The sequence below is a fragment of the Azospirillum oleiclasticum genome, assembly GCF_013423485.1.
GTDB classification, from domain to species: Bacteria; Pseudomonadota; Alphaproteobacteria; order Azospirillales; family Azospirillaceae; genus Azospirillum; species Azospirillum oleiclasticum.
In genome coordinates this window covers 93362-107067 of record NZ_JABFFR010000032.1, presented here as the reverse complement: position 1 = coordinate 107067, position 13706 = coordinate 93362, and the positions used below count along the sequence as shown (strand labels likewise).

The 13706-nt window shown below is 70.7% G+C and carries 14 protein-coding genes and 1 tRNA gene; 11 read left to right on the top strand and 4 right to left on the bottom strand.

Translation table 11 applies throughout. The features are described 5' to 3' along the window. Positions 1–44: 44 nt before the first annotated feature. Positions 45–1559 carry a carotenoid oxygenase family protein gene (locus tag HL658_RS27355; protein WP_180285540.1) on the bottom strand — a complete coding sequence of 505 codons (1515 nt, stop codon included), beginning with the start codon at positions 1557–1559 and terminating at the stop codon, positions 45–47. A gap of 8 nt (positions 1560–1567) precedes the next feature. Further along, complete coding sequence (locus tag HL658_RS27350) at positions 1568–1990, bottom strand: DUF2141 domain-containing protein (RefSeq protein WP_211109862.1); 423 nt, start codon at positions 1988–1990, stop codon at positions 1568–1570. A 210-nt stretch (positions 1991–2200) separates the two neighbouring features. Between HL658_RS27350 and HL658_RS27345 the strand changes: the two genes are divergently transcribed. From HL658_RS27345 to HL658_RS27335, 3 genes are all read left to right on the top strand, one after another. Then, positions 2201–2956, top strand: a complete 756-nt coding sequence (locus HL658_RS27345; protein WP_343055372.1) for a LytTR family DNA-binding domain-containing protein — start codon at positions 2201–2203, stop codon at positions 2954–2956. Positions 2957–3020: 64 nt separating this feature from the next. Further along, positions 3021–3581, top strand: coding sequence for a Uma2 family endonuclease (locus HL658_RS27340; protein WP_180285538.1), 561 nt, complete (start codon positions 3021–3023; stop codon positions 3579–3581). Positions 3582–3599: 18 nt separating this feature from the next. Next, a complete protein-coding gene (locus HL658_RS27335) occupies positions 3600–3986 on the top strand; it encodes a DUF488 domain-containing protein (protein WP_180285537.1) in 387 nt (128 codons plus the stop codon). Positions 3987–4041: 55 nt separating this feature from the next. On the opposite strand, the gene acnA is transcribed toward HL658_RS27335, so the two are convergent. After that, positions 4042–6732 (bottom strand): aconitate hydratase AcnA, encoded by a 2691-nt coding sequence (gene acnA / locus HL658_RS27330; protein WP_180285536.1) that lies wholly within the window; start codon positions 6730–6732, stop codon positions 4042–4044. 191 nt (positions 6733–6923) lie between these two features. Between acnA and rraA the strand changes: the two genes are divergently transcribed. Continuing rightward, complete coding sequence (gene rraA, locus HL658_RS27325; protein ID WP_180285535.1) at positions 6924–7412, top strand: ribonuclease E activity regulator RraA; 489 nt, start codon at positions 6924–6926, stop codon at positions 7410–7412. Beyond that, positions 7409–7807 carry a hypothetical protein gene (locus HL658_RS27320; RefSeq protein WP_180285534.1) on the top strand — a complete coding sequence of 133 codons (399 nt, stop codon included), beginning with the start codon at positions 7409–7411 and terminating at the stop codon, positions 7805–7807. The genes rraA and HL658_RS27320 overlap by 4 nt, the downstream gene beginning before the upstream one ends. A gap of 30 nt (positions 7808–7837) precedes the next feature. On the opposite strand, the gene HL658_RS27315 is transcribed toward HL658_RS27320, so the two are convergent. After that, a complete protein-coding gene (locus HL658_RS27315) occupies positions 7838–8821 on the bottom strand; it encodes a complex I NDUFA9 subunit family protein (RefSeq protein ID WP_180285533.1) in 984 nt (327 codons plus the stop codon). A 226-nt stretch (positions 8822–9047) separates the two neighbouring features. Here HL658_RS27315 and HL658_RS27310 point away from each other — a divergent pair. From HL658_RS27310 to lptB, 6 genes are all read left to right on the top strand, one after another. Beyond that, a tRNA-Leu gene (locus HL658_RS27310) sits at positions 9048–9134 on the top strand. A 157-nt stretch (positions 9135–9291) separates the two neighbouring features. Further along, positions 9292–9918, top strand: a complete 627-nt coding sequence (locus HL658_RS27305) for a ribonuclease D (protein WP_180285532.1) — start codon at positions 9292–9294, stop codon at positions 9916–9918. Between the two features lie 231 nt (positions 9919–10149). Continuing rightward, positions 10150–11064 (top strand): KpsF/GutQ family sugar-phosphate isomerase, encoded by a 915-nt coding sequence (locus tag HL658_RS27300; protein ID WP_180285593.1) that lies wholly within the window; start codon positions 10150–10152, stop codon positions 11062–11064. 7 nt (positions 11065–11071) lie between these two features. Next, complete coding sequence (gene lptC, locus HL658_RS27295) at positions 11072–12049, top strand: LPS export ABC transporter periplasmic protein LptC (RefSeq protein ID WP_180285531.1); 978 nt, start codon at positions 11072–11074, stop codon at positions 12047–12049. Next, positions 12046–12906 (top strand): LptA/OstA family protein, encoded by an 861-nt coding sequence (locus HL658_RS27290; protein ID WP_180285530.1) that lies wholly within the window; start codon positions 12046–12048, stop codon positions 12904–12906. The genes lptC and HL658_RS27290 overlap by 4 nt, the downstream gene beginning before the upstream one ends. Positions 12907–12917: 11 nt before the next feature. Further along, positions 12918–13706 carry an LPS export ABC transporter ATP-binding protein gene (lptB, locus tag HL658_RS27285; protein ID WP_180285529.1) on the top strand — a complete coding sequence of 263 codons (789 nt, stop codon included), beginning with the start codon at positions 12918–12920 and terminating at the stop codon, positions 13704–13706.

Here is a 13706-nt window from a genome sequence, read left to right as displayed (position 1 = left end):
CCAGCGGCCCCCACCATGCAAACGAAAAGGCCGCCGCCCTGCGGTCAGGCCGCCACGAAGGCCCCGTGGAAGCCGAGCGGAAGGGCCGAGTCCAGCCACGCCTGCGCCAACGGCCCGTCCGACGGCCGCCGTGCGTCGAGCACGGACAGGCCGGTGCGCCGCTTCGCCACATCAAGAACGGTGCCGACCAGCCAGCCGTCGCCCTCCACCGCGGATCCCGGCCGCGGCACGAAAACATGCTCCTCCGCCGCCGTCATGGAGCCGTAGTCGAAACGGTCCTCCGCACCGGATTCGAGATCGCGGCGCACCACCGCGGTCAGGCCGGGGGAGGTCCCGGGGTGGACGAGGTGGAACAGCGCGCGGTTGCGGCGGCCCACCACGCGCGGGTCGACCCGCGGGAACTCGGCCGCTTCCGGCCCCAGCAGGGCGGTCTCGACCCGCCCGTCGGGGCGCAGCGTCACCAGCGTCGCCCGCGGCGGCGGCACGTCCAGCCGGTCGCCGCGCATGATGGCGCGGAAGCCGTGCAGCACGATGCGGGCGTCGGCCGCCCAGGCGACGTCGAAACGGATGGTGCCGTCCGCCTCCTCCCACGCGTTGCCGGTGTGGAAGCCGAAACCGGCGGGCAACTCCCACACCCGCTGCCGGGCGAGGTCGGCCTTGTCCACCGCCACCACCCGTGTGGGTGCCGCGCCGTCCCAGCGGTGCGCGTCGAGGAAGGAGCCGCGCCCCCAGGCCGATGGCTCGATGGTCAGCGGCGGCAGCACGAAGACCAGATGCCGCTCGGTCACCGCGAAGTCGTGCAGCATCCCCCGGAACCGCTCGGCCAGGAAGGTGAGGTCGCGCATGGTGCCATCGGGGCCGAGGCGCCAGACCAGGAGCCGCCCGTCCTCGAAATTCGACCCGAAGTTCCACACCGTGCCGTCCGGCTCCACCTTCGGGTGGGCGGAGAAGGGCAGGCCGGCGAGGTCCGGGCGGAAGGCGTGCTCCCCCGCCGTGTCCAGCGTGAGGGGATCGAGCGCGTAGGGGGCGCCGCCCTCCCACAGCGCCAGCAGGCGGCCACCCAGCGGCAGCACACTGGTGTTGGCGACGTTCATGCCGCCGGCCGCCACCACCGGCGGCACGCCGTCCGGCACCGTGCCGAAGGCGGGGACCAGCGGCCGGCCGGCCCGCTCCTCCGCCACGAACTTGCGGGTCCGGACGAAGCGGCCGCGGTACGTCACCCCCTCCGCCGACAGACCCCAGCGGTGGACCATGCCGTCGCCGTCGAACCAGTGGTGGTAGCGCTGGCCGCCAACCACCTGCCGGGCCGGCCCGTTGCGGTAGAGGCTGCCGGCCAGCCCGGCGGGGATGCGGCCGGTGACGGTGAGGGGCGGGGCGTCGCGCTCCACCCCGTCGCCCTTCCAGCCGAGCAGCCAGGGGTCATCGGCCAACGCGGCGTCGAAGGCGGCGGCCCAGTCGTCGGGCGGGGCGGGGCGGGTGTCGGCCAGGGCGGTCGCATGCGGCAGGGTGGCGGCGGCGAGCGCGCCGGCCGATGCGGTCAGGAAGGCACGGCGTTGCATGGCGGCCCTCACGGCGTCAGGGTGATGACGGTGGCGACGGGGGCGGCGCCCAGCTCCAGCGCCATCTCCTCGAAGGCCGGCGGGCCGAAGCGCGCGACCGCGTCGCGGCTGAAGCCGTAGGGCTCGGTCGGCATGCCTAGGATGGACCGGTCCAGCGACTCGTTTCCGTTCAAATCCTGGTAGACGGCGACGACGTAGCGCCCGGCTGGCAGGTCGGTGAAGACGGCGGTCACCTCCGCCGCCGCGGGCACCAGCATCTGCCCGACCAGACGACGGTCCTTCCGGAAGCCGTCGGCGGTGTCGAACACGCCCACCATCACGCGCCCCTGTTCGGGCTTGACGTTGCGGACGGTTGCGCGAAGCTCCCCCGCGGATGCCGGAGCGGCTGTGCCGAACAGGACGAGCGCCACCATCAGGGATACGGTCTTCATCGATGCCTCCTTGCAGGAAACCGCCGAGCGGCTCGCTTCCTGATTGCCGTACGCGTTCCCGTACGCTCCAGCGCCCGTACGCGGAGTGCGGGCGCCGGCTTCGTGAATCGACGGACGGGGCGTTTCACGATGCGTGAAGCGTCGCACGTGGCCGCACCCGGCAGGCCTGCGGCGCCTTTCCGCCGGCGCCTGCTGCGGCAACGCTTGCCCGTGATCCTCGCGGCGGTGCTGGTGCTGACGGTGATCGGCCCCTTCGGCACCTTCCAGGACCTGCGGCCCCTGCCGCGTCTGGCCTATTGGGGCGGGTTGATCCTGGCCGGCTTCGCCGCCTTCGAGCTGCTGGTGTGGATCGCCCTGCGGGTCGCGCGCGGCGACGCGCGCCGCTGGGGGCGGGTGGTGGGTGCGGCGGCGCTCGGCGTGACGGCGCTGGAGACTGTGGCCGTCGCCGCCGTGGAATGGAGCGTGCGCGGCCACGATTTCTTCAGCGTGACCGGCCTGCTGGAGCTGGCGCTGTACGTCGGCACCATCACCGTGCTGGTCGCCGCGGTCCCCGTCCTGCTGGAGCTGCGCGAGCGGGGGCTGGTCGGAGTCGCACCGCCGCCGTCGCTGTCCACCGCCGCACCGCCTCCCGGACCGGCCGGTGAACCGCGGCTCCACGCCCGCATCCCCGCACGGCTCGGCCGCGACCTGCTGGCGCTGGCGATGGAGGACCATTACGTGCGCGTTCACACCGCGCTCGGCAGCGACCTGATCCTGATGCGGCTCCGCGACGCGGTGGCCGAGCTGGACGGGGTGCCGGGCCTGCAGGTGCACCGTTCCCACTGGGTCGCCGCGCACGCCGTCACCGCGGTGGAGCGCCGGCCGGACGGCAAGATGACGCTGCTGCTCATCAACGGCCTGCGCGTGCCCGTCAGCCGCTCCTACGCCGCGGATGTCCGGGCGGCCGGCTGGCTGGAGCGGGCCTGAGCGCCGTTCCCAAGCCGGCGGCTTTGCGGCACAATCCAAGCCCGAGCCGGTGAGGAGGAGGTCCATGGCCGAGCCTGCGGAGCGCATCGACCCCGTCAGCCTGGAGGAGTTCCAGGCCATGCATTTCGGCGACCGCCGGGCCGAACTGATCGACGGCGTGATCGTGGTGGCGCAGGCCTTCCCGACCGCGCGGCACGCCGACATCACCGGCGGCGTGCTGGTGGCGCTGGCCAACGCCATCCGTGCGCGGCGCCTTCCTTGCCGAGCCCAGACGGGGGCGGGCCTTCCGGTGCGTCTCGACCGCGATTTCGTGCTCGGTCCCGACGTGCTGGTCCATTGCGGCGGCACGCGCGAGCGGCCGGGCGATCCGCTGGTGGCGGTGGAGGTGCTCTCCCCGTCCAACCGCGCCACGGAGCTGATGCGCAAGCTGCACGCCTACCAGTCGGTGCCCAGCCTGACCGACATCCTGCTCATCGAACAGGACGCGTACAGAGTCGAACACTGGACGCGCACGGAGCGCGGTTCCTGGACGTTGTCCGACCCGCTGTCCGGGCCGGACGCGGTTCTGGCCTTGCCACGGCTTGGCGGCGCGTGGCGGCTGGAGGAGCTGTACGGGGATGATTGACGCGGCCACGGGGGCATCATGAGCGTGTGGATCGTCCGGCTGGGCACGCCGCGTCTGCCACGGGAGGGCACGCGGATCGGCACCGTGCGGCGACCGCCGCGTGGCGTTCGCAAGGAGCGCTACGCCGTGGACGACTGGTTCGACGTGTGGTTTCCGGAATTGGCACCCAGCGCCGATCTCATGGCCCGCGGCAAGGCGGCGGAAACGGAGGAGGAGTGGGCCGCCTTCGTCCGCGCCTACCGGGCGGAGATGGACGAGCCGCCGGTCCGCCGCACGCTCGACCTGTTGGCCGCCCTGTCCAAGGGGGCCGACTTTTCCGTCGGCTGTTATTGCGAGCGGGAGGAACGCTGCCACCGCTCGGTGCTGCGCAGCCTGCTCACCGAGCGTGGGGCGGCGGTCGGCTGACCGCCGCCTTCGTCGATCGAGCGGCGCCGTCCCCGCAGGAACGGCGCCCCGCCCGTCACGCCGCCAGATTGCGCAGCACGAAGGGCAGCACGCCACCGTGGCGGTAGTATTCCACCTCGTCCAGCGTGTCGATGCGGCAGAGCAGCGGCACCACCTGCGTTGACCCGTCGGCGCGGGTGATGGTGAGCGTCACGTCCATGCGGGGGCGGATGCCGGCCTCGACACCGGTCACGTCGAAGGTCTCGGACCCGTCGAGCTTCAGGTCCTGGCGGGTCATGCCGTCCTTGAACTGGAGAGGCAGCACGCCCATGCCGACGAGGTTGGACCGGTGGATGCGCTCGAAGCTCTCGGCGATCACCGCGCGGATGCCCAGCAGCATGGTGCCCTTGGCCGCCCAGTCGCGGGACGAGCCGGTGCCGTACTCCTTGCCGGCCACCACGATCAGCGGCACGCCCGCCGCCTTGTACTCCATGGCGGCGGTGTAGATCGGCATGCGCGTACCGTCCGGCATGTGCCTGGTCTCGCCGCCCTCCACGCCCGGCAGCAGCTCGTTCTTGATCCGGATATTGGCGAAGGTGCCGCGCATCATCACCTCGTGGTTGCCGCGGCGGGCGCCGTAGGAGTTGAAGTCCTGCGGGCGCACCTGCCAGCTCAGCAGATACTCGCCGGCCGGGCTGGTCTTCTTGATCGAGCCGGCGGGGGAGATGTGGTCGGTGGTGATGCTGTCGCCGAGGATGGCGAGCAGCCGCGCGCCCTTCACGTCGGTCACCGCGGCCGGGGTGCGCGGCATGCCGGTGAACAGCGGCGGCAGCTTGACGTAGGTGGAGTTGTCCGCCCAGGCGTAGGTCTGCCCCTCCGCCGTGGCGATGCCACGCCACTGCTCCGGCCCGTGGAAGACGTCGCCGTAGCGGCTGCGGAACATCTCCGGCGTCAGCGACGCCTCGATGGCCGCGTTCACCTCCTGGCTGGTCGGCCAGATGTCCTTCAGATACACGGGCTGGCCGTCGCTGTCGGTGCCGATCGGGTCCTTGGTCAGGTCGATCCGCATGTTGCCGGCCAGTGCATACGCGACGCACAGCGGTGGGCTGGCAAGGTAGTTGGCGCGGGTGTGCGGGTTCACCCGCCCCTCGAAGTTGCGATTGCCGGACAGCACGGCGGCGACCACCAGGTCGCCCTCCTCGACCGCCGCGGCGATGGAATCGGGCAGGGGGCCGGAATTGCCGATGCAGGTGGTGCAGCCGTAGCCCACCGTGTTGAAGCCGAGCTTGTCCAGATAGGGTGTCAGCCCCGCCTTGTTCAGATAGTCGGTGACCACCTGGGAGCCCGGCGCCAGCGAGGTCTTGACCCAGGGCTTGCTGCTCAGCCCCTTCTCCACCGCCTTCTTGGCCAGGAGGCCGGCGGCCACCAGCACCGCGGGGTTGGAGGTGTTGGTGCAGGACGTGATGGCGGCGATCACCACCGCCCCATGGGCGAGGTCGTAATCGCTGCCGGCCACCAGGATCTCCCGGCTCGGGTCGGCGGCCTTGAAGGTGCCGGTCAGGTCGGTGGTGAAGGACTGCGCGGCGCCGGAGAGCGGCACCCGGTCCTGCGGCCGCTTCGGCCCGGCCAGCGACGGCTCCACCGTGCCCATGTCCAGCTCCAGCACGTCGGTGAAGACCGGATCGGGGCTGTCGGCGTCGCGCCACATGCCCTGCGCCTTGGCGTAGGCCTCGACCAGGGCGATGCGCTCCGGATCGCGGCCGGAGAAGGTCAGGTAGCGGATGGTCTCGGCGTCGATCGGGAAGATGCCGCAGGTGGCGCCGTATTCGGGGGCCATGTTGCCGATGGTGGCGCGGTCGGCCAGCGTCATGCCGTCCAGCCCCGGCCCGAAGAACTCCACGAACTTGCCGACCACGCCCTTCTTGCGCAGCATCTGGGTGACGGTCAGCACGAGGTCGGTGGCGGTGGTGCCCTCGCGCATCTTGCCGGTCAGCTTGAAGCCGATGACCTCCGGGATCAGCATGGAGATGGGCTGGCCCAGCATGGCCGCCTCCGCCTCGATGCCGCCCACGCCCCAGCCGAGCACGGCCAGTCCGTTGACCATGGTGGTGTGGCTGTCGGTGCCGACCAGCGTGTCGGGGTAGGCGACGGTGGTGCCGTTGGGATCGGCGTCGGTCCACACGACCTGCGACAGGTATTCCAGATTGACCTGATGGCAGATGCCGGTGCCCGGCGGCACCACGCGGAAATTGTCGAAGGCCTTCTGCCCCCAGCGCAGGAAGGCGTAGCGTTCCAGGTTGCGCTGGAACTCCAGGTCGACATTCTTCTCGAAAGCGTTCGTGGTGCCGAAGAAATCCACCATCACCGAATGGTCGATGACCAGATCCACCGGCACCAGCGGGTTGATCTTCTTCGGATCACCACCCAGCTCGGCCATCGCCTCGCGCATTGCCGCGAGGTCGCAGACGGCCGGCACGCCGGTGAAGTCCTGCATCAGCACCCGCGCCGGGCGGTAGGCGATCTCGCGGTCGCTGCGCCGGTCGACCAGCCATTTGGCGACCGCCTTCACGTCGTCCACGGTCACCGTCCGGCCGTCCTCGAAGCGCAGCAGATTCTCCAGCAGCACCTTCATCGAGAAGGGCAACCGCGACAGATCGCCGAGCCCCGCCTCCTCCGCCGCCTTCAGGCTGAAATAGTCCACGGTGCGCCCGGTGGCGGTGAGCGGACGGCGGGTCTTGAGCGTGTCGTGTCCGGTGAAGGTGGTCACGGGGGTCTCCGCTTCTGTCGTTGGTCTCTTCGTGGAACATTGGATGGCGGCCCCGTGCTTCCAAGGCACAGCGCGGCATCGCGACACGGTGTTGCGCTTTCGGGGTCGCGGAACGCTCTTGATCATGGACATTCTTGCGCGCGCTGGCCAGGATTCGGCGACCCATCGAAACGCGCGACGAGTGACAACCCATGACCTTCGACAGCACCTGCGACCTCTACGACCGCTTCGAGGCGACCGCCCGCGTCACCGATCCCGTCTTCCGCGATTTCGGGGCGCGGATGAAGTTCTCCGGTGCCGCGGTGACCGTGAAGTGCTTCGAGGACAACTCCAAGGTCAAGGAGCTGCTGGCGACGCCCGGGGCCGGCAAGGTGCTGGTGGTGGATGGCGGCGGCAGCCTGCGCGGGGCGCTGATGGGCGACCTGATCGCCAAGAGCGCCGTGGACAACGGCTGGGAGGGCGTGGTCATCCACGGCTGCGTGCGCGACGCGGCGGTGCTCGCCACGCTCGACCTCGGCATCAAGGCGCTGGCCGCTACCCCCCGCAAGACCGTGCGCCGCGGCGAGGGGCAGACCGGCCTGTCCATCAGCCTTGCCGGCATCCGCGTCGCCCCCGGCGACCTCGTCTTCGCCGACGCCGACGGGGTGCTGGTGCTGGACGCCGGCGCGCTGGACGCATGACAGTCCGGCCGAACCGCCGCGGTCTGGCTGCCCTCGCGCTGGCCGTGCCGCTTCTGCTGCCGGCCGGCGGCGCGTTCGCCCAGTTCAAGGATCAGTACGACCATCTGGACGCGATCGGTCGCCAGGGGCGGACCGTGTTCGTTTCCGGCTTCACCGTCGCCGCGATCAGCGTCCAGGGTGCCTGCCGGACCTTCGACGGCGCCATGTGCGCCACGCAGGACGCGATCGTGCGCTGCTGGGAGGCGCTGTCGGCGGAGCCGGGATCGCGCTTCGTCGAGATGGGCGTGGCCCACCTTGAAGACCTGATCGGCCGTAAGGACTTCTCCATCCCGGTCGGCGCCGCGCTCATCGACACCTACGCGTCGGCCTGCCGCGGTGGGGCACCGTCCCGGTGACGCGCCCCCAACGTGGGATCGACCCGCGCCTTACTCCGGGACCTGGCCCCGGATCTTCCGCGTGGTGGTGTAGGTGCCACCCACGATGAAGCGGACGAGGTAGGTGGGGACCATCACCTCCACCATGGTCGGCTGCGCGACGCCCAGATCGGCCAGGCCGGGCAGGGTGCCGGACGGCACGTTGTCGCGGCGCAGCAGCTCCACCTGGTCACGGGTCAGCGGCGGGGCGATCAGCGGGATCTTCTCCAGCAGCCCGCCCAGCGACTCCGCCATGTTCCAGGGAACCGGCACCAGCCAGCGGTTGCGCCTGATCTCACGGAGCGTGATCCGCATCAGCTCCTCGAAGCTGTAGACCTTCGGTCCCCCCAGCTCGTAGGTGCGGCCCTTGCTGGCCGGATCGCCGGCGGCGTTGGCGATGGCCTCCGCCACGTCGCCGACATAGACGGGCTGGAAGCGCGTCTTGCCGCCGCCGATCAACGGCAGGAAGGGCGACACCTGCGCCATCGCGGCGAAGCGGTTGAAGAACTGGTCCTCCGGCCCGAAGACGATGCTGGGGCGCAGGATGGTCGCCTCGGGGAAGGCGTCCAGCACCGCCTGCTCGCCGGCGGCCTTGCTGCGCGCGTACTCCGCCGTGCCATTGGCGTCGGCACCGATCGCCGAGACGTGGATCAGCCGCTCCACCCCCTCGGCCTTGGCGACGAGGGCGATGCGCGCGGGGGCGTCCACATGGGCGGTGGCGAAATCCCAGCCGCCCTGCGGGTGCAGGATGCCGATCAGGTTGATGACCACGTCGGATTCGCGGATCACCCGGGCGACCGAATCGTCGCGTCGCACATCCACCGCCAGCGGCACGATCTGCCCGACGGCGCCGGCGGTCTTGAGGAAGGCGGCCTTGCTCGGATGGCGCGTGGCGATGCGGACAACGGCGCCGGAACGCGCCAGGCGCCGGATCAGATGGCGGCCGATGAAGCCCGACCCGCCGAACACCGTGATCACCCGATTGCGATAGGACATCGACCTTCTCCCGTGCCGTTCGCGAAACGCATGCGCCCCCGCCGGCCGCAGGACGGCCGGCTTCGGCGGTTGCTTATAGCGAAAGCCGCGCGCGGGGGCTAGGTCCGCCACGCCCGTGCGGCGTTTTCCCCCTTCGGAGGAGGGCATACGATTTTGTTGCAAGCCGATGAAAAAACCCGTTGACACGGCCCGGCCGCCTGAATAAAACACCGCTCACCAACACCGAGCCCAGGTGGCGGAATTGGTAGACGCGCAGGTTTCAGGTACCTGTGGCAGAAATGTCGTGGAAGTTCGAGTCTTCTCCTGGGCACCAAATTCTACCCGGCTTCGCCGCATGCTTCGGCCCTCCCGAAAGGGAGGGGACAAGCACTGCGGCGTTTGTCGTTTCCGGGGTATGAGTTGCGACAATCCCCCGGCCAACACTTGACCGGGGATCATCGGATACAACGCTGACGGCGCGGAGGCCGGCGATGCCCATCGATCTTCACGACGGCGATCTTCCCGACGGCCTCGACCTCAAGTCCATGGCGCGCGGCGGCTGCGTCGCCATCGACAGCGAGACGATGGGGCTGAACCCCGCCCGCGACCGCCTCTGCCTCGTGCAGCTCAGCGCTGGCGACGGCGCCAGCCACCTCGTGCAGTTCCGCCGCGACCGCTACGACGCGCCGAACCTGAAGCGCCTGCTCACCGATCCGGAGGTGACGAAGCTCTTCCACTTCGCGCGCTTCGACGTCGCCGTCTTCCAGGCCTATCTCGGCGTCACCTGCCAACCCATCTATTGCACCAAGATCGCGTCCAAGCTGGTGCGCACCTTCACCGACAAGCACGGGTTGAAGGATCTGTGCAAGGACCTGCTGGGTGTGGAGATGTCCAAGCAGCAGCAGTCGTCCGACTGGGGGGCGGAGGAGCTGTCGCCCGACCAGCTCCGCTACGCGGCCTCGGACGTGCTGCACCTGCACGATCTGAAGGAGCGGCTGGACGCGCTGCTGGCGCGCGAGGAGCGCACCGCCCTGGCCGAGGCCTGCTTCCGCTTCCTGCCGGCGCGCGCGGCCCTCGACCTCGGCGGCTGGGACGAGCCGGACATCCTCGCACACTGATGCGCCGGACCGAGAGGGGGCATGGCCCTCCGGTCGCGGGTTTGACCCGGTTCCGGTGCGTGGGCATACTGCCCGGCGAACATCCGGGCTCCCCCGGACCGCAGACCTGATGGGACGCGATTGCCCTTGAGCGACGTCATCGACCGTGATCCCGGCGCCACGGTGCCTGTGGGGACCACCCAACTGAGCACCGCCGCCGACGACCTGGACAGCGCGCGGCGCGTGCTGCGCATGGAGGCGGACGCGCTGCGGTCGCTGGCCGACGGGCTGGACGCCGCCTTCTGCGGCGCGCTCGACCTGCTGGCGCGGGCGACCGGCCGCGTCGTGGTGACCGGCATGGGCAAGAGCGGGCATGTCGGCTGCAAGATCGCGGCGACGCTGGCGTCCACCGGCACCCCGGCCCAGTTCGTCCACCCCGGCGAGGCCAGCCACGGCGACCTCGGTATGATCACGCGGGCGGACGCGGTGCTGGCCCTGTCGAACTCCGGCGAGACCAGCGAGCTGAGCGACATCGTCGCCCACACCCGGCGTTTCGGCATCCCGCTGGTCGGCGTCACCGGCCGCGCCGGGTCGACGCTCGCCGAGCAGTCCGATGTGGCGCTGGTGCTGCCCAAGGCGCCGGAGGCCTGTCCGCACGGGCTGGCGCCCACCACCTCCACCACCATGATGCTGGCGTTGGGCGATGCGCTCGCGATCGCGCTGCTGGAGCGGCGTGGCTTCTCCGAGTCCGATTTCCGGCAGCTCCATCCCGGTGGGCAACTCGGCCGCCGGCTGCTCTCGGTCAACGACCTGATGCATCATGGCGATGCGATGCCCATATGCCGCATCGACACGCCCATCGCCGACGTCATCCTGGAAATGACCGCCAAGCGGCTGGGATGCGTCGGCGTGGTGCAGGACGACGGGACGCTCGCCGGTATCATCACCGACGGCGACCTGCGGCGACATCTTAAGCCGGAGCTGCTGGCGGAGCGGGCGGAGCGCATCATGTCGCCGCGCCCCAAGACGATCCGGCCGAAGGCGCTGGCGGTGGAGGCTTTGCGCGTGATGAACGAGAAGCAGATCACCACCCTGTTCGTGGTGGAGGCGGGACGGCCGCTCGGTGTCGTGCACATCCACGACTGCCTGCGCGCCGGCGTGGCCTGAGGCGCCGATGGCCCGCAGCGAACCCATCCTCGTCGAGCGCCGGCCGGCCGAAGCCCGGCCCGCCGACCCTACAACCGCCGGTCCTTCGCCGGGCCTGCGGCCGCTGCCGGCCGAGCTGCCGGTGCTGCGCGTCCACCAGCGCCGGGCGACACGGCCGGTCAGCCGCGGCTACAGCCGCTTCGTGACGCTGCTGAAGTTCGTGCTGCCGGCGCTGGCACTCGCCATGCTGGCGCTGGTGGCGGCCTGGCCGACGCTGACCGAGCTGCCGAGCGCCCGCATCGCGGCGGACAAGGGCCAGCTCGAAATGATCAAGCCGCGCTATTTCAGCGCGGACGAGCAGAACCAGCCCTATTCCCTCACCGCCTCCCGCGCCGACCAGTCGGAGGAGCAGCCGGGCCTCGTGGCGCTCGACAAGCCGGAGGCGGAGATGACGGAGACGGGGGGCACCTGGGTGACGCTCCGTTCCGACCGCGGCTGGTACGACCGCACCACCGGCATCCTGCGCATGGTCGGCGGTGTCCGGGTGCTGCGCGACGACGGCAGCGAGTTCACCACCGACGAGGCCTATTCCGACGTGCGCGCCGGCACCGCCTGGGGCGACCACCATGTGGTGGGGCAGGGGCCGCAGGGGGAGATCGACGCCATCGGCTTCCGCATGTCCGACCGCGGCAAGACCATGGTGTTCCTGAACGACTCGAAGGCCAATGTGGCGCCCGGCGCGCAGGCGCCGGGGGTGACCCCGGCCGCGCCGCGTCCTGCCCTGTTGCCGCCGGTGGCACCCCCGCCACCGGCGCTGGCCGCGGCCCCGGTCACGCCCGCCCCCGCGGCCGGTCTGGCACCACCGGCCACCCCGGTGCCGCCGCTGCCCCGGGTGACGGTGCTGCAGTCGGCCGAGGTCCCGCCTGACGCGCCCGCCGGCGTTGCGCTGGTCAAGCCGCCCCCCCGCAAGCCAGCCGTTCCCGCCGCGAAAGGAGGCAAGCCATGAGCGTGCGAGCGCCGCGTGTCCCGCTTGCGTCCCTGCTGGTCGCCGTGGCCCTCGCGCTGGCCGTGCCGGCATGGGCGCAGCAGCAGCTTCCCGGCGGCTCCGACGGCCGGCCGGTGGAGATCAACGCCGACAACGCCATCGAGTGGCACCAGACCGAACGCGCCTACGTCGCCCGCGGCCACGCCTCGGCCAAGCGCGGCGAGACGACCGTCTTCGCCGACGTGCTGACCGCCTATTACCGCGAGGTGCCGGACAAGGGCACCGAGATCTTCCAGCTGGTGGCGCAAGGCAACGTGCACATCGTCAGCCCGCAGCAGGAGGTGTTCGGCGACCGAGCCGTCTACGACACCGACCGGCAACTCGGCGTGGTGACCGGCAAGGAGCTGCGGCTCGTCACCAAGAACGATCTGGTGACGGCGCGCGACACGCTGGAGTATTACGACGCGCAGAACTTCGCGGTCGCCCGCGGCGACGCGGTGGCGGTGCGCAACCAGGACCGGATGCGGGCCGACGTGCTGATCGGCACCTTCGTGAAGGGGCCGAACGGCGCGTCGGAGCTGACCCGCATCGACGGGTCGGGCAACGTGGTGGTCACCACCCCGACCGACGTCGCCACGTCGGACAAGCTGGTCTATTCGGTCAAGGACGAGGTGGCGGTGCTGATCGGCGACGTGAAGATCACCCGCGGTGACAACCAGATCGTCGGCGAGGCGGCGGAGATGAACACCCGCACCAAGGTCAACCGGGTGATCGCGGGCAAGGACGCGAGCGGGCGGGTGAGGGGGCTGCTGATCCCCGGATCCCAGCCGCCGGGCACCGCCCAGGCAACAGGCGCCGCAGCGCCGGCCGCAAGGTGACGACGGGCAGGATGGCGGTCGATTTGGACAGCGTTCACACACAGGGCGACGGTGCCGCACTGGCGCCGCCGGGACCAGAACAGGGGCTGATCGCCCGCAACCTCGGCAAGTCCTTCAAGAAGCGTCCGGTGGTGCGCGACGTGTCGGTGTCGGTGCAGCGCGGCGAGGCGGTGGGGCTGCTCGGCCCCAACGGCGCCGGCAAGACCACCTGCTTCTACATGATCACCGGGCTGATCGTGGCCGACGTGGGCACCATCCTGCTGGACGGGCAGGACATCACGGCGCTGCCGATGTACCGCCGCGCGCGACTCGGCATCGGCTACCTCCCGCAGGAGGCGTCGATCTTCCGCGGCATGAGCGTGGAGAACAACATCCGCTCGGTGCTGGAGGTGGTGGAGAGCGACCGCGACGCGCGCGAGCAGATGCTGGACGAGCTGCTGGCGGAGTTCTCGATCACCCATCTGCGCCGGGCCCCGGCCCTGGCGCTGTCGGGCGGCGAGCGGCGGCGTGTCGAGATCGCCCGCGCCCTGGCCTCGCAGCCGCACTTCATCCTGCTGGACGAGCCGCTGGCCGGCATCGACCCGATCGCCGTCAACGACATCCGCGAGCTGGTGGGGCATCTGCGCGACCGCGGCATCGGCGTGCTGATCACCGACCACAATGTGCGTGAAACTTTGGACCTCGTCGATCGGGCATATATTTTGCACGACGGTATGGTACTAATGGAGGGCGAGCCGGCGGAGATCGTGGCGCACGAAGATGTGCGTCGGGTCTACCTCGGCGATCGGTTCAGCCTCTAA